Genomic DNA, 14,797 nt, shown 5'->3' with positions numbered 1-14,797 from the left:
GACATTTCAATCCACGCTCCCACGTAGGGAGCGACGGCTTCATCCAAAACAACGAGACACAACTTTTTATTTCAATCCACGCTCCCACGTAGGGAGCGACCGGTTCTAATCAATCACGTTTTCAAGTGCTGATGTACATTTCAATCCACGCTCCCACGTAGGGAGCGACAGCGATTTTTCAACAAATAAAAGGAAAAAACCTTTTTTCGCATCAAAAACACGTTCTAAATCTTCATTTAAAAATACTCAACACAATTTTTTGAGTATTCCCTTACAATTTTTGCAATAAATATGGTGCGAATGGCCCAGGGATTTTATGTGAGCTATACATCCGCACTCTGACTTCAGCCCAAATAATCACATTATTATATAAGCTCGAAAAACTACCTGTGGCCACTGATTGTACTGTAATGTAATGGCTCATACAAAAAACTGCTCCTACTATCAAATATGGATCAGGCTATGCATCAGACTTCGGTGTGATGATATAGCGATCGTAATCACCACATTGCCAAGAGCTATCGTATTCTTCATCATGCAAAAGCATTTTGTCAAGGATATGATAGGTGAAAGAGTTTAATGAAATTCCACACTCACACCAAAGGAAGCTCGCCAAATTCCTTATAATTAGTAAAAATATAACTAGGCTTATGATCCGTAGCCGGTTGTCTTCCTCTCGGATTGTACCAGCAAACCTTCCATCCAGCCGCAAGTGCTCCAACTACATCGTTAGCCCAAGTATCCCCTATATAAAGCGAATTGTCCGCCAAAGTACCCGTCTTTTGGTTTACGTGCATGAATATTTCTGGGTCTGGTTTAGCAAGACCTACAGCATCAGAAATAAAGATCATGTCCTCGGGAATAATCTGATCTAAGCCTAGTCCACGAATCTTACTCATCTGATGATCCTTCGGTCCATTCGTAATAATGCCTACCTTATGACCATCCGCAATAAATCGTTCAAGATGCTCACGCACGCCATCAATCATCTGAATCGTATATTGACGTCCAATATATGCCGCTTGAACCGCCGTGGCTTGATCACGATTAATCTGCAAACCATACTCGGCAAAAGCAAGCTCCAAACGGCGCACCCTCGTCTCTTCAAGCGGAATCTCACCGCGCAAATACATTGGCCACAACACATCGCTATGATGTCTCACTTTATAAAATAATTCTGCAAAGTCCAGACTACTCTCATCTGGGCTGAGCACTTCCCGTACCGCTTCTTTAAATGGTACCAGATGATCATACAACGTATCATCGAGATCAAAAAAGATTGCCAACTTATGACTTGTTTCCACTTTAACGCCCCTTACTCGTCTTTCTCTCTAGCTGCTTTAGAAAAAAAGGTTATAGGTAAAAAATTCATCATCCCGAATGTAGCCATGCGCTTCATATAACCGCTGTGCCACCACATTCTCCGTCATCGTTGTCAGGGATAAGCCCTTCGTATTCGTAGAGACCGCATAATCTCTAGCACTTTCCAGTAGCATAGCACCTAGCCCTTGCCCTCGGATTTCTGCAGTAACGAACAAATCATTCAGTATCCAAAGGCGCTCCATCGTAACCGATGAAAAAGACGGATAGAGCTGTGTGAAGCCCCGCACGCGTTTCTCATCGCCTTCCCCCTCAACCACCATAAGGATCACAGATTCATTCAGCTTTAGTCTGTCAGCTAAGAAGACGCGTGCACCTTCCCGATCTGAGGCTGCTCCATAAAATACTCGATACTCATCAAATAATGGGATGAGCCGTTCTAAATCATCCAGAACCACTCGTTCTATCCGATAATTGTTCATCATCAGCGCTCACTTTCCGGCTTCGCCCGTTTTAACCTCATTGTAAATGGTTACCGAGCCGTTCACCATGGAGAGAACGCCGAATGATTTGGACAATTGAGCCTTATTCCTTTGAATCGTAGAACACATGCCGGGCACTAACTTTACCCGCTTCGATATCTAAAATTCCGAAAGAATACAATTTCTCACGCCGCTTATCTGTAGGAGAACCTGGATTAAATAGCAGGATACCATTCTCCTCTCTTAGCAAGGGCTGATGTGAATGACCAAAGAGAATACAATCCACCTCATCATTCGCAAAAGCAAGCAGTGCATTCCCATCCGTTCCTTTGCGGGAATGTGGCGTATGTCCATGTACCATGCCAATCCGGATTCCTTCAAGGGTAATGATCTTGCGCTCTCCGAAACGCGCAATGATCTCATCGCCATCATTATTTCCGGCAATCCCCTCCACCGGTGCTAGTTCTGACAGTAAATCATAGATTCCCATACTCACCCAATCACCGAGATGCAAGATTAAATCCACATTTTGAAACTCTGCTATCAACGCCTTTGGCAGAGACTTAGCCATTCTTGACATATGTGTATCAGATACGACTCCTACTTTCATAAATCTCAGCTCCTAATCTATCATCCTCAACTTTGGTTATCATACTTATTCATAAATCTAATATTCAAATAATTGTACGATTTGCTTAAGCGAGAAGCAAGTTCTGTGACTTCTTCCACTCCGCAGCTACTTCTCCCTATCCCGCCAATTCCACAGCCTTACTTCCCCAACATGCATTCTGCTGACCCATGTTTCTTCCTTCAGCTTGAGCAGTTCTTTCACCGGACCGGTTACGACAGCTCCATAGAGCTTAACTCCATTCTTCTCTATATAACTAATGGAATCATCCAAATCAATGAATGGAATCACCCTTTTGGAGATGGATTTATACTCTTGCATCAAGTGCAGCGTCTTGAGGAAGTTTGCATTACGCAGTTCACCATCACCATATGAGTTAACAGATGGAGAACTACTTGAACGGCTAGTCACCCCTCCAAACCATCCTCGCTTCTCCCTCGATTCCTGTGTCACTTTCATATCATCCGCATGCCAAATTGGCATATATGGAAAACCTAATGGATCATTAACTACTGGCTGTCGTGTCCGTGGACCTGTATCTGCCGCAAACCACAAAGGCTGAAGATTCTTAGGCTCAAACTTCTTCAACAGCTCATCTGTCGTAAATAATTGGTCAAAAGACAAGTATGCTTCCGCTACCGTCCCCTCAGGGAGCTTCTCTAATCTCTCCCACTCACTGCCATTATCCATACTATTTGCCGCATCATTCTTCCCCTGTGGATATAGAAAGTAATAACCAACACTTCTACTCTCATTCGTCCAGGAATAGTTGTAGAGCCTAGCCCAGCCAAATAGAAGCTTCATTGAATAATCCCCGACAGTGATTTGTTCATCTCCCACTTGTTTCTCTATCTTACTTGTCAGATTCATACTAAAAAATGGACCGGTACCACTGCTCAAATGTACAATCGTATTCGGCTGTGAGACAGCAATAGCGGAAGAAACAACATCACTATAAGTCTCTCCTCTTTCTCCAGTGCCATAAAATATCGCGGTGATGACACTGCTGATAATCAAGAAAATTAAGAACGCAGAAATTACCGTAAAAGTATTCGATATACGGGCTCTCCATTTACCGCGGCGGATGATCTTTTTTTCCTTGCCAGATCTGTTTCTTTTACCCTTTCCGAATTTTATGCTCTTATCCTCACTTGAAGCCGGCTTTTCTTCACCCATGAGTTCATCCAGATAAGCCTGATAAGCTTCCATCTTCTCCAGTTCGCGCTCCACTTCATCCCTATCCTCGTCAGCAAGGGTACCTTCGCCGTACCTTCTTAATTTCTCCTTGAACTCCTCACTCATGTTCATTCCTCCTCCGCTCTGCTTCACGCAGTTTCTGTCTAGCCCGAAAAATCAATATCTTATATTGGGATAGACCCACATTCATAATGTCCGATGCCTCCAGATAACTAAGACCATGAAAATCATGTAGCAGCAGTGCATGCCTCTGATTGTCCGGTAGCTCACCTATCGCAATCCTCATCTCTTCCCAACGTTCCTGCCGAAGCAGCGTGCTTTCCGTGGTATCTGGATGGGCGAGCTGTTTAAAAAAATCCTCACTCTGAACAGTACTGCGTCCTTCCTTCCGCTTATAATCTACGAAGGCATTGTACGCGACACGGAACAACCACGGCTTAATCTTCTCGTCTTTACAATCCTCCAAATATAAATAAGCACGGTAAAAAGTCTCCTGCATTAAATCTTCGGCCGCGTGATGATCACCACAAAGGGAGCGCAAATAGCGGTAAATATCCATCACATACATCTGATATATTTCATCCAGTGAATTTCGCTTCATGCACTCCCCCCTTAACCTAACCACGTATACTCGCATAAAAAGTTACAGCTAAATTTAGCAACTAGTATGAATATACCAGTATTTCTATGGAAGAATGCGAAAAAAAGCCTGCTGACAAGGAGGTTTACTCCTGCCAACAGGCTTGTTAATAATTATCTGAATATTCATTGATCATTCAATTCCCCAGATTACTCTGCTTACAGAACAACCTCAACTTCTTTGAGCATTTCACTAACAGAGATTAAACCGCCACCGGACAAGTACCAGTAGTTAGGATCAAGGTAAATGATTTTACCGTTTTTAAAAGCATTTGTGTTCTTCACGAGATCGTTCTCAACTGCATCCTTCGCTGAACCGGATTTGCTGCCATCACTCTTCACAGCCGCATCTCTATCTACTACGAACAGATAATCCGGATTCTTGTCGGCTACATATTCGTAAGATACGCTTTGACCATGAGTGGATACTTCGATTTTATCATCCGCTTGTGCAAATCCGAATACATCATGGATAATACCAAAACGTGAACCTGAACCATAAGCACTGATTTTTCCTTCATTGGCAAGAATAATAAGAGATTTTTTACCATCGGCTTTAGCTTTTTCATTCAGAGCTTTAACGGAGTCATTAATAGCAGTAAGTTCAGTCTCTACTTCAGCTTCCTTGCCAAAAATTTGGCCCAGCGTCTTCACATTCTTCGTGAAGGATTCCATGTAATTCGCATTATCTACAGCAACGTACAGTGTAGGTGCAATTTTGCTGAATTCATCATAAGAATCTTGCTGTCTGCCGGAAATGATGATCAGATCAGGAGAAAGACTATTTATTTTTTCGAAGTCAGGCTCTTTCAAACCACCGACATTCTCATATTTGGCATCGCTATATTTAGAGAGATAAGAGGGTACATTGCTTTGAGGCACTCCAGTCACCTCTACGCCCAGTTTATCCAAAGTATCGAGTGTACCGAAGTCAAATACAACGACTTTCTGCGGGTTACTCTTAATCGTAATTTCTCCAAGTTCATGCTTAATAGTAAGCTCTTTGGATTCTGTATTCGGTGCAGTAGTAGCCTCTGTATTGCCTGCCGCTGCTGTATTATTATCTGAAGTTGCTGCATTATTGGAGCCACAGGCCGCCAAGATTACGGCAAGAAACACTGTCATAATTAGTAAAGATACGTTCTTCTTCAAAATATTCACCCCTATAATTTATAGTCAAGCTATTTGAATTATTCGCGTATACGTCAAGAAGCTGGCGCCTATCACTTCTAGCGTTACGTCATAATAATTTCCGAAATATAAGCGGAGTCTTGTTTAAAAATAGACACCAATTTTACGACCACCTATTGTTTCTATAGGGATATCCATGTCATATACATCCCTAAGCACTGCTGTATCAATAATTTCATCCACCGTACCCGATGAAGCTACCCGCCCATTCTTGAGCGCTACAATGTAGTCAGAGTAACAAGAAGCGAAATTAATATCATGAATGACGAGCACAATCGTCTTGCCCTTCTCTTCTACCAATCGGCGTAACACCTTCATAATTTGTACAGAATGCTTCATATCCAGATTGTTGAGTGGTTCATCGAGCAAAATATACTCAGTGTCCTGAGCCATAACCATTGCAATATACGCTCTCTGACGTTGTCCACCGCTAAGCTGATCAATATATTTATCCTGCATCTCTTGAAGGTCCATGTAAGCAATCGCTTCGTCAACGAACGCTCGATCCTCAGGTGTGAGCTTCCCTTGTGAATAAGGGAACCTTCCGAAAGAAACAAGCTCCTTCACGGTAAGGCGTACGCTGATATGATTGGACTGCTTTAGTACCGATATTTTACGAGCAAGTTCATTACTCTTACAGCTGCCAATTTCCTTTCCTTCGATCAGTACCTCTCCCGCGTCTTTGGAGATAAGTCTACTGATCATGGAGAGCAACGTGCTTTTACCAGCTCCGTTAGGGCCGATAAACGAGGTAATAGTACCCTTCTTAATGGATAAAGACACATCGTCAACGACGGTAATTCCGCCATAACGCTTGGTTACATGCTTAACTTCTACCACGACTTATTCTCCTTTAACAGCAGATAGACAAAGTAGACGCCACCTGCAAAATTAATGATTACACTAACCGTAGTAGTGAATCCAAACACACGTTCAACTAGAAACTGTCCCCCGACAAGAGCAATAATGCTTAGCAAAATCGTGCCGGGAATCAGATAGGAATGCTTATACGTACGGAACAACTGATGCCCCACATTGGCTACTAGTAAACCCAAGAAAGTGATCGGTCCTACTAAAGCCGTTGATATCGAAACGTAGATGGATACAATAACTAACAGCCTTTTGACTACATAGTCATAATTGATCCCTAAGTTAATGGCTTCATCTTTTCCTAAAGAAATAACATCTAAATACTTCACAAATCGCATGAAATACAGCGTAGTTAGCGCTAGAACAACTGTAGACAATATCAGTAGATCACTGCTGACGTTGTTGAAGCTGGCGAACATTTTTCCTTGTAGAATCAGGAATTCATTCGGATCAATGAGCACTTCCATAAAAGAAGATGCACTCTGGAACATCGTCCCCATAATAAGTCCTACGAGCAGCAGGAAGTATATGTTTTGACCCTCTCTGCGGAACATTAGCTTATACAGCACACCTGAGAACAGAACCATGATGCAAGCTGAGAACAAGAAATTCACATTTTTATTCATAAACGTCATATTTGATGAGCCTAGGGCGTATACACCGAACGTCTGGATCAACATGTACAAAGAGTCTAGCCCCAGAATACTAGGTGTCAAAATCCGATTGTTCGTAATGCTCTGAAAAACTACGGTAGAGACAGCTATCACCGCTCCGGTAATTAAAATGGCCGCCAGCTTTCTCCCCCGACTGGGTAGAACATAATCCCAATTTCCCATAACATGATAGGTCATAAACAAGACGATGAGAGCAACAGCGCTTAAGGATAATATAGTTAGTTTCGTCTTCATCACTAATTCGCCTTTCTTCTCATCAGCAAGTAGATAAATAGACCACTTCCGATGACGCCTACCGTCAGACTGATGGATATTTCATATGGATATATAATGAGCCTGCCCAGAATATCGCAGAACAGGAGGAACACCGCACCGAGAATGGCAGTATGCGCCAGATTTTTTTTCAAGTTATCGCCTATGTATAGCGTTACTATGTTAGGTACAACAAGACCCAGGAATGGAATCGTACCTACGGTTAAAATAACAACTGAAGAGATTAACGCTACAATCACCAATCCTACGTTCACTACCGCTTTGTAGTTCATACCGAGATTGACGGAGAAATCCTCCCCCATACCGGCAACGGTGAACTTATTGGCGAAAACATACGCGAGAATGACAAGTGGAATACTGATATAGATTAATTCGTATTGACCCTTAATAATCGTTGAGAAATCGCCAAGCATCCAAGATGAGATATTCTGAACCAAATCATTTTTGTAAGCAAAAAATGTAGTAATCGAGCCTACAATGTTCCCGAACATGAGTCCGACCAGCGGGATAAAAATACTATCCTTGAACTTGATCCGATCTAAGATTCTCATAAAAATAAATGTTCCCAGTAGGGCAAAAACAAAAGCAACAAGCAGCTTCTGCATCGGTGTCGCCCCTGTGAACAGCATCAGGGACACGAGAATACCGAATTTCGCGGAATCCATCGTGCCCGCCGTAGTGGGAGAAACGAATTTATTCCGTGATAATTGCTGCATAATTAATCCGGCAATACTCATGCTTACACCAGCTATAATCAGTGCAGCTAAGCGTGGAATCCGGCTGACTAACAGAGTCTGCATCTGAGATTCTGTAAGCGAAAAAAGATCCAAAGGTGAAATGTCTTTTACGCCTATAAACAAAGATATAAATGAGAATACTATTAGAAGTAGGGACAAATATTTTAGTTTCATGAGTTGTTCCTTATCTGTTTAATAGTTAAATAGTTTGGGAAATAGATGATATTATCGGTATTGATAATGATTTTCATTTGCACTATGTTCGATTATACCTAAGCCCACTTTGAGGGTCAACCCTTTCGTATAGTAAAATTTAAAACAATTGAATTTTATAAATAACATTAAAAAAGAGACACCCTAATAGGCATCTCTTTATCACATGATCTATTTCCGCTAGCTATAGCAGTTATTTATACTTGTGCCAATCCTGATTACTGTTCTCCAACAGATGTGCAAAATCATTCTCAAGCCGCTTTTGCTCAGCTTTTCGCTGATCTTCAACCGCTTTACGAGCAGCTTCCTTGCGGTCATTCTCTTCCGCTTTCAACGCATCAGATTGTGCCTTCAGCTTTCCAAGAACATCACTGCTCAACAGGTCTTTTAGCGTAGCTGGTCCATCGGTCGCAGCAGGACGCGGAGTGGTAGGCATTTTCTTTTTTTTAGCCACTGTCAATCATCCCTTCTAGTTATGAATTAAATTGGAATTTGTTTTAATTATTGGTCTTTTCGTTTATAATGTTCACTAAGAGGTGAGCCATATGAAGTCCACTGATTTATGTCCCCAGCTACAAAAAAGTATGGATATTATCGGCAGGCGTTGGACAGGTTTAATTATCTACCAGCTCCTCCAAGGACCGCAACGTTTCAATGTGATTGAAGCAGCCTTGCCCATCAGCGGAAGATTGCTCTCCGAACGACTTAAAGAGCTGGAACTGGAAGGGATTGTCCTTCGAGAAGTATTCCCTGAGACACCTGTGCGAATCCAATATTCCTTAACGGATAAAGGACTTGCCCTGGAGACAGTTATCCGGGATTTGCAGCGTTGGTCAAAAATATGGATTGATTGTGACACAAATAGCGTAAGCTCAACACTCAAAATGTAAGCGTTTCAATTGTGGCAATTAGATTTTAAGTCCAACAATCACTAAATCACGTTCTATACCATCCAATTCAGCTACACCGGGTAGTAATCCCCACTGCTTAAAACCGAATTTTTCTAGCAAACCAAGGCTTGGATCATTATGTCCGAATACAAAACCAACTAGATTCTTAATGCCGAGACTAGGTGCTTTCTCAATGGCCTCTTTCAAAAGAATTCTACCGGCTCCACCACCACGGAACTTTTCACTCACGTATACACTAATTTCTGCTGTTGCATTATACGCTGGACGACCATAGAAGGATTGAAAGCTGAACCATGCCGCAATCTCATCTCCCTGCCTAAGTACCCATAAAGGACGATGGTGGCTGTTATGCTCATTGAACCATTTTTCTCTGTCTGCAACAGTAATAGGTTCCAGATCCGCAGTTACCATCCGTCCAGCAATCGTTGAGTTATAAATCTCCACAATAGCTGTTAAGTCTGTAGGTTTTGCATCTTCAATCCTGCTATTCTCCCAACTCATCCCTTGATTCCTCCAAATGTGTTAATTCACTCAGGCCGACCTGCTCCTGGCTCCATTGCCACAGCCGCTGCGCCTCTTGTTTATTCTGTGCTCTGGGAGTCAGCTCCTGATTCTTTCGTCGATAATAATATTGACCGGTTACCTCTTGCAAATCCGATTCTGTAGCCAAATAGATCGCTGTATCGGCTCCTTGTTCAGGAGTTAAAAAGAAGTATGACAGCAGCTTAAGGATCGACTTGCCAAAGCCTGTCTCCCGGTTAACACCTATATTTGTGCCCACTGCTCCTGGATGCACGCAATTCACCGTTACTCTTGTCCCTTGCAGGCGTGCTGCCAACTCTTTCGTGAACAGTATATTGGCTAACTTGGATCGAGCATAGGCTTTTGCGGGATTGAAACGGCGTGCGAGAGTTGGATCTTCATAGTGAAGTGCACCTATTTTGTAAGCACCGGAAGCAACCACAACGATACGGCCTTGCTCTGCTACTTTTAAAGGCTCCAGTAACATATTCGTGAGCAAAAAATGACCCAAATGGTTCACACCAAGATCCATCTCAAAGCCGTCCTTCGTAAGCTGACGCTTAATCGTGACTACCCCAGCGTTATTGATGAGTATATCTAGAATCGGATATTTCCGGGTGAATTCCTCCGCAAAACTGCGAATGCTCTCCAGCGAGGCCAGATCACACAACATCAGCTCGATATCCACGGAGTGGCTCTTTTGCTTGGCGGCAGCCAGTGCTTCCTCTCCACGCTGGCGATTACGGCATACCATAATTACTTTGGCTCCCTTGCGAGCCAGTTCAACTGTCGTCGCTAGCCCCATACCAGAATTTGCTCCAGTTACAAGTGCAATTTTACCTCTCATCCCAAGAATCACTCCTCTCTCAACAACCGTACCCCAATAAGCTTCCGCCTAACCTTACGAGAAGTATATTTAAGATTATGTTACACCAACTAGTAGGCTCAAGAAAAGCTTCTTGTCAGGTTTTAAAAGTATAGGTGATCAAATATGCATCCTTCTTTACGGAAAGCTTGCGAATAGGCATGTTATGATTAGCCAACGATAGATGTAGTCCGTCTCGTGCGTCTAGTCTATTTTTGATCTATAATAGGAATATTGCAGTTCTAATCGTGAAGTTGAAAGGGGAACACCAACTATGAATAATGCTCTGACAAGCCTAGAGCAGCAAATGACGGGCGAAGGCCTTGATGCCCTGCTCGTAACAGATCCCAAACATGTCTACTATTTAACCGGATTCGCCAGCGATCCGCATGAACGTTTTCTCGGTCTGCTGTTAATACGCGGAGAAGAGCCAATGCTCATTCTACCCGCACTAGATGCAGAAGCGGCTCAAGCAGCTTCTTCGGTCACCAAAATCATAACTCATAATGATACCGATAATCCCTATAACCTGCTTAAAGATTGTTTCGGCAGCAGTAAGCTAGGTACTCTTGGTATAGAGAAGGAACATTTCTCAGTAGCCCGTTTTGAGCATCTAACCGCAGCCGTTCCAGCAGAACGTTTTAGCGATATAGGTCCATTGCTGCGCAGCATGCGCTCCAAAAAGACCCCAGATGAAGTTAAACGCATGAAACATGCCGCTGAGCTAGTTGAGGAAGCTTTGCGCCGCGTGCTTACCCATGTGAAAACAGGCGTTACAGAAAACGATTTAGTAGCGGAACTGGAATATCTAATGAAAAAGGTTGGCGCTTCCGGCCCTTCCTTCGACACTATGGTGCTTTCTGGTCCAAAAACAGCCCTGCCTCACGGTGTTCCAGGCAACCGGGTCCTTCAGCCAGGCGACTTCCTGATGTTTGATATTGGGGTGTATGCTGATGGTTATGCTTCTGATATTACACGTACCTTTGCTATTGAATCCGTGGACGACAAGCTAATCACGATCTATAACACCGTGCTGGCTGCCAACGAAGCTGGGATCGCTGCTTCCAATCCTGGAGCTCCTTTCGGTTCTGTCGACAAAGCTGCGCGTGATGTGATTGAGGAAGCCGGATTCGGAGAATATTTCTTGCACCGTGTCGGACACGGACTGGGTATGGATGTTCATGAATATCCATCACTCCATGGACAGAACGATGACATTATCGAGATCGGCAATGTGTTCACCGTCGAGCCAGGGATTTATGTACCGGGACTAGCGGGTGTGCGTATCGAAGATGATCTGATTATTACAGCTGAAGGTGCGGAAACCTTAACAAGCTTCCCTAAGGAACTGACTATTCTTCATTTGTAGAAAAGAAAATACCAAGAGTATCCGAAAAATATTAAAATCAAAGATAGCCCATCCCTAATAAGTTGGAAATGAATCACTTTCAACTTACTGTGATGGGCTTTCTCTTTTCCCGCACCATACTCGACTTGTTCAGATCCTTTCAAATCTATAATCCCTTTCAACCTTACAAACTCTTGTTTTATAAGTGAGTTTCAACATTTCATCTGCCATTTCCGCATATTGGTTATCTCCATCAGTTCGTTCAGATGTAAAAATCACTGCATATAAGGTGGTTTTGATGTTTTAGCAATCTCACTCATGACTTTGCCTCCGTTTTTTGGTTATTAATAGGCACATTTTTTTGCTTTCTCCATTAATTTATACTATATTAGCGCTTGAATAGAAACGAGCTGTTCAGTGAAAATAAAGTATCAGACTGGAGCTGTTGATTTAGCGTGGTTTTTGAATTGAAGAATCGCCAGCTTTTGAAAAATAAGTAGACTGCTGCTATTGTCATTGAACTAACGTTTCCCGTTTGTTCAAAAACTTTGTGTTAAAATACATTCCTAACAACTGCAGTTGTATTTTCCAGAATTCTCTCTCAGTTATAAGTTTTCTAATCCCCAATCGCTGTAGGTGTATTTTTTATTATGATAAACGTGTTTGAAATCTCTACAAAAATTCAGAAGTTTTCGGCTTCTTGTTTCAAAAGATCTATCACATGTCACTTATGGTAAGGTTCACCGTAACGGGGCTAGCGGCGAAAAAAGTAAAAGGAGCTGCCGCGGCATGCTCCTTCGCTTAACGCTCTTAATGCTTCGATCGTCTTCTCAAGGTTTTTTGACGTGGTATGCTAATTTGCGAATGATCTTCACACAGGATAGCCTCCCTATCGTCAAGCTTGTTCCGCTGCCTTTAGCAATCGAAGCAACAGCCCCTTACGCGGTTCCTGCGCCTTTCGAGCCAATACAGCCAGCTTCTCCGCCTTGCCTAAAATCGGATACAGCACTCGTTCGGCCTCGTAATCCGCCAAAGCCTCTACATGCTGCACCAATAGCGATAGCTTGTCTTCACTTTCCAGTTCAGGCTGAATCCTCAGCTTCAGCGAATCATGAGAGCAACGCAGGCAAGCGATCAAGGCGGGCATCGAGCGTTCGGTTATGCCATGGGTCTCGGCGAAAACAGCCGTGAACTTGTCCTGCACCAGCTGATGCTCCTCGTCTACAAGGGCCATATAGGTCTCTACCAACGGAAAATAACGCTCGTCCGTGAGTCCCAACCCGAATACGGCATAACTGCCCGGCATGACGCTTTTCTCACCTTCCGTATCCTCGTACCACACGAACTCTTCCATCGCCTCACGAGCGTATTCCTCCAATAACGGGTACAGCTCGGAATAGGCCAGTGCATTTGCGAAAAAACGATGCGTATCCGATTTGGCAAGTCCTTTAATGGGTAATGCCTCTCTCACGCTGGATTTTAGCTTGATTTTGTAGCTTTTTGGGAAACCCTTCCGTAGTAGGGAGAGAATGAACGAAATCGCCCGTTCGTACGCACCAGCCTCTTCTTTACGAATAACGACCGTAATGATGGAAAACACATCGTTAGCCTTGCATTCAGTCAACTCGTCACGCAGATGAATGTCTTCACGCGCGAAGGTGTCGCTACCTTCCTTCAACATGCGTTCGGCTTTGCCGCTGCCCAGCTGCCTCGCAAGCTCCAGAAAAGTCATGCCCTTGGCTTTACTGTAACTTGGCTCGTAACGAAGAATCATCACAGCGCCGTACAACAGCAGATCGATAGGCTGGTTCGGCTCATCCATATGCTTGAGAGCCTTATCCGGCTTGATTCCATTTTCATTGGTTCTGTATTCGGAAAGCGTAACATCATAGTGACGTGGCAGGAATACTTCCTCGGTCCAGTGGGTTAAAGCTCGAATGATATCGCTTCGATGCTCTCTCAGCGCTTGCGCCCGTTCTTTATTCAACGCCTGAATCCGGTCAAATATAGCAATCGTCCGTCCGACGTCCGGTTCGTTGAACAAATACGGGTCCAACAGATGGCGTGTCAAAAAGAAAGTTTCTAACGGCTTTGTCGGGTAAGCACCCTTCTCCAGTTTTTGCTCGATATAGGACTCAACCCGCTCCAGAAGCTGCCGCTTTTTCTCTTCATATATGATGTCAAACACCATTAATCTCACGGGCCCGTCTGCCGTTGCGAATCTTCCCTTCAAGGTAAATCGGTAATCGATAAGGGCCGACGTATGCAACTTGTCCAGTTTCTCCCTTACGATGCTCGTCAACCGGGGCTGCACCTCATGCAAGACCTCCTCCTGCGTAAAAGGAGACGCCTTCATCGACTTGCGCCCTGAAGCATTCCTTCCAAAATCCGAACTGCCAACGCTAGTCCTACCCGGTCGATAATCCAGCACAATGTCGTTAAAAATGCCCACTTGTAGCGTGGTACGCCTGACAGCGCCCTCCACGTCCTTTCGTTTCTCTTGTTCCTCAAACCACTCATAAATTGCCGCTTTCATCTCTTCCAGTGCTTCTTCCTGTAGTGCGTTCATGGTCTCCCGCCTTTTCCACATGTTTCTTCGCTCATCGCACCCAAAATATCGTTTTTTCCCCTTCGGAAAATTCACTATCCTTGCGATTTCCGAGCAGCCAGCAGTAACAATTCCAACCCTCCGACATTTTCAGCTCTACACCACTTGCAATCCATTTATCGGCTAGTTCTTGCGCAATATCCGTTACTGCCAAAGTTACTGCTACCACAAAATCCGATAGCATAGCTGCCTCAATCCACCGTTCAAAATCCGCCTCAGACATTACTTTAGGATCCGGGATCACTCCTGCAAAGTACATAGAGTCGTATTTCCATGTAGCTTAGAGCGGCCAAGGTTGCTCCTCATTAAATCACTTATT

Annotated in this window: 15 protein-coding genes, 1 pseudogene and 1 CRISPR repeat array (1 of these 17 cut by a window edge); of the genes and pseudogenes, 2 read left to right on the top strand and 14 right to left on the bottom strand. The window is 43.7% G+C overall.

The genetic code is table 11. The features are described 5' to 3' along the window. A CRISPR array of direct repeats spans positions 1-169; the repeat unit is 32 nt; unit sequence ATTTCAATCCACGCTCCCACGTAGGGAGCGAC (it extends 1,310 nt beyond the left edge of the window). Positions 170-593: 424 nt separating this feature from the next. The 10 genes from MKY99_RS06410 to MKY99_RS06365 form a co-directional block, all read right to left on the bottom strand. Beyond that, the gene (locus MKY99_RS06410; protein ID WP_339269383.1) at positions 594-1,304 is read right to left on the bottom strand and encodes an HAD family hydrolase; all 711 of its coding nucleotides are present in this window, start codon (positions 1,302-1,304) and stop codon (positions 594-596) included. A gap of 36 nt (positions 1,305-1,340) precedes the next feature. Further along, positions 1,341-1,805: a GNAT family N-acetyltransferase gene (locus tag MKY99_RS06405; RefSeq protein ID WP_339269381.1), complete on the bottom strand. Its 465-nt coding sequence runs from the start codon at positions 1,803-1,805 to the stop codon at positions 1,341-1,343. A 100-nt stretch (positions 1,806-1,905) separates the two neighbouring features. Further along, positions 1,906-2,412, bottom strand: a complete 507-nt coding sequence (locus MKY99_RS06400; protein ID WP_042185664.1) for a metallophosphoesterase — start codon at positions 2,410-2,412, stop codon at positions 1,906-1,908. A 126-nt stretch (positions 2,413-2,538) separates the two neighbouring features. Continuing rightward, a complete protein-coding gene (locus tag MKY99_RS06395; RefSeq protein WP_339269379.1) occupies positions 2,539-3,732 on the bottom strand; it encodes an anti-sigma factor in 1,194 nt (397 codons plus the stop codon). After that, positions 3,725-4,228, bottom strand: a complete 504-nt coding sequence (locus MKY99_RS06390) for a sigma-70 family RNA polymerase sigma factor (RefSeq protein WP_042185661.1) — start codon at positions 4,226-4,228, stop codon at positions 3,725-3,727. Before MKY99_RS06390 ends, MKY99_RS06395 begins: the two co-directional genes overlap by 8 nt. A gap of 197 nt (positions 4,229-4,425) precedes the next feature. Then, positions 4,426-5,418: a siderophore ABC transporter substrate-binding protein gene (locus MKY99_RS06385; protein ID WP_280788796.1), complete on the bottom strand. Its 993-nt coding sequence runs from the start codon at positions 5,416-5,418 to the stop codon at positions 4,426-4,428. A gap of 123 nt (positions 5,419-5,541) precedes the next feature. Beyond that, positions 5,542-6,297, bottom strand: a complete 756-nt coding sequence (locus MKY99_RS06380) for an ABC transporter ATP-binding protein (protein ID WP_076298253.1) — start codon at positions 6,295-6,297, stop codon at positions 5,542-5,544. After that, positions 6,291-7,235, bottom strand: a complete 945-nt coding sequence (locus MKY99_RS06375) for an iron chelate uptake ABC transporter family permease subunit (RefSeq protein WP_042125012.1) — start codon at positions 7,233-7,235, stop codon at positions 6,291-6,293. Before MKY99_RS06375 ends, MKY99_RS06380 begins: the two co-directional genes overlap by 7 nt. 2 nt (positions 7,236-7,237) lie before the next feature. Further along, positions 7,238-8,185: an ABC transporter permease gene (locus tag MKY99_RS06370; RefSeq protein ID WP_042125010.1), complete on the bottom strand. Its 948-nt coding sequence runs from the start codon at positions 8,183-8,185 to the stop codon at positions 7,238-7,240. 232 nt (positions 8,186-8,417) lie between these two features. Then, positions 8,418-8,660: a YqkE family protein gene (locus tag MKY99_RS06365; RefSeq protein ID WP_143759304.1), complete on the bottom strand. Its 243-nt coding sequence runs from the start codon at positions 8,658-8,660 to the stop codon at positions 8,418-8,420. Between the two features lie 109 nt (positions 8,661-8,769). Between MKY99_RS06365 and MKY99_RS06360 the strand changes: the two genes are divergently transcribed. After that, positions 8,770-9,114: a helix-turn-helix domain-containing protein gene (locus MKY99_RS06360; protein ID WP_042185654.1), complete on the top strand. Its 345-nt coding sequence runs from the start codon at positions 8,770-8,772 to the stop codon at positions 9,112-9,114. A gap of 18 nt (positions 9,115-9,132) precedes the next feature. On the opposite strand, the gene MKY99_RS06355 is transcribed toward MKY99_RS06360, so the two are convergent. Further along, a complete protein-coding gene (locus MKY99_RS06355) occupies positions 9,133-9,636 on the bottom strand; it encodes an N-acetyltransferase family protein (RefSeq protein ID WP_339269375.1) in 504 nt (167 codons plus the stop codon). Then, a complete protein-coding gene (locus MKY99_RS06350; protein WP_339269373.1) occupies positions 9,620-10,504 on the bottom strand; it encodes an SDR family oxidoreductase in 885 nt (294 codons plus the stop codon). Before MKY99_RS06350 ends, MKY99_RS06355 begins: the two co-directional genes overlap by 17 nt. Before the next feature lie 292 nt (positions 10,505-10,796). Between MKY99_RS06350 and MKY99_RS06345 the strand changes: the two genes are divergently transcribed. After that, positions 10,797-11,891 (top strand): Xaa-Pro peptidase family protein, encoded by a 1,095-nt coding sequence (locus MKY99_RS06345; RefSeq protein WP_339269371.1) that lies wholly within the window; start codon positions 10,797-10,799, stop codon positions 11,889-11,891. Between the two features lie 874 nt (positions 11,892-12,765). Here the strand turns inward: MKY99_RS06345 and MKY99_RS06340 are convergent. Together MKY99_RS06340 and MKY99_RS06335 are read right to left on the bottom strand one after the other, a co-directional pair. After that, complete coding sequence (locus MKY99_RS06340) at positions 12,766-14,439, bottom strand: DUF6138 family protein (RefSeq protein ID WP_339269369.1); 1,674 nt, start codon at positions 14,437-14,439, stop codon at positions 12,766-12,768. A gap of 61 nt (positions 14,440-14,500) precedes the next feature. Continuing rightward, positions 14,501-14,764: pseudogene (locus MKY99_RS06335) on the bottom strand (DNA alkylation repair protein); the annotation flags it as partial. Positions 14,765-14,797 lie beyond the last annotated feature (33 nt).

Origin of the sequence: Paenibacillus sp. FSL R5-0470 (genome assembly GCF_037975205.1) — a bacterium.
GTDB lineage: Bacteria > Bacillota > Bacilli > Paenibacillales > Paenibacillaceae > Paenibacillus_AQ.
The sequence above is the reverse complement of the archived record's forward strand: the minus strand, read 5'-3'. Positions and strand labels throughout refer to the sequence as shown.

Coding starts and splice junctions, on each gene's coding strand:
- MKY99_RS06360 (WP_042185654.1), top strand. CDS start 8,770: ATGAAGTCCACTGATTTATGTCCCCAGCTACAAAAAAGTATGGATATT.
- MKY99_RS06355 (WP_339269375.1), bottom strand. CDS start 9,636: ATGAGTTGGGAGAATAGCAGGATTGAAGATGCAAAACCTACAGACTTA.
- MKY99_RS06400 (WP_042185664.1), bottom strand. CDS start 2,412: ATGAAAGTAGGAGTCGTATCTGATACACATATGTCAAGAATGGCTAAG.
- MKY99_RS06395 (WP_339269379.1), bottom strand. CDS start 3,732: ATGAGTGAGGAGTTCAAGGAGAAATTAAGAAGGTACGGCGAAGGTACC.
- MKY99_RS06370 (WP_042125010.1), bottom strand. CDS start 8,185: ATGAAACTAAAATATTTGTCCCTACTTCTAATAGTATTCTCATTTATA.
- MKY99_RS06365 (WP_143759304.1), bottom strand. CDS start 8,660: ATGCCTACCACTCCGCGTCCTGCTGCGACCGATGGACCAGCTACGCTA.
- MKY99_RS06390 (WP_042185661.1), bottom strand. CDS start 4,228: ATGAAGCGAAATTCACTGGATGAAATATATCAGATGTATGTGATGGAT.
- MKY99_RS06345 (WP_339269371.1), top strand. CDS start 10,797: ATGAATAATGCTCTGACAAGCCTAGAGCAGCAAATGACGGGCGAAGGC.
- MKY99_RS06340 (WP_339269369.1), bottom strand. CDS start 14,439: ATGAACGCACTACAGGAAGAAGCACTGGAAGAGATGAAAGCGGCAATT.
- MKY99_RS06405 (WP_339269381.1), bottom strand. CDS start 1,805: ATGATGAACAATTATCGGATAGAACGAGTGGTTCTGGATGATTTAGAA.
- MKY99_RS06350 (WP_339269373.1), bottom strand. CDS start 10,504: ATGAGAGGTAAAATTGCACTTGTAACTGGAGCAAATTCTGGTATGGGG.
- MKY99_RS06375 (WP_042125012.1), bottom strand. CDS start 7,235: ATGAAGACGAAACTAACTATATTATCCTTAAGCGCTGTTGCTCTCATC.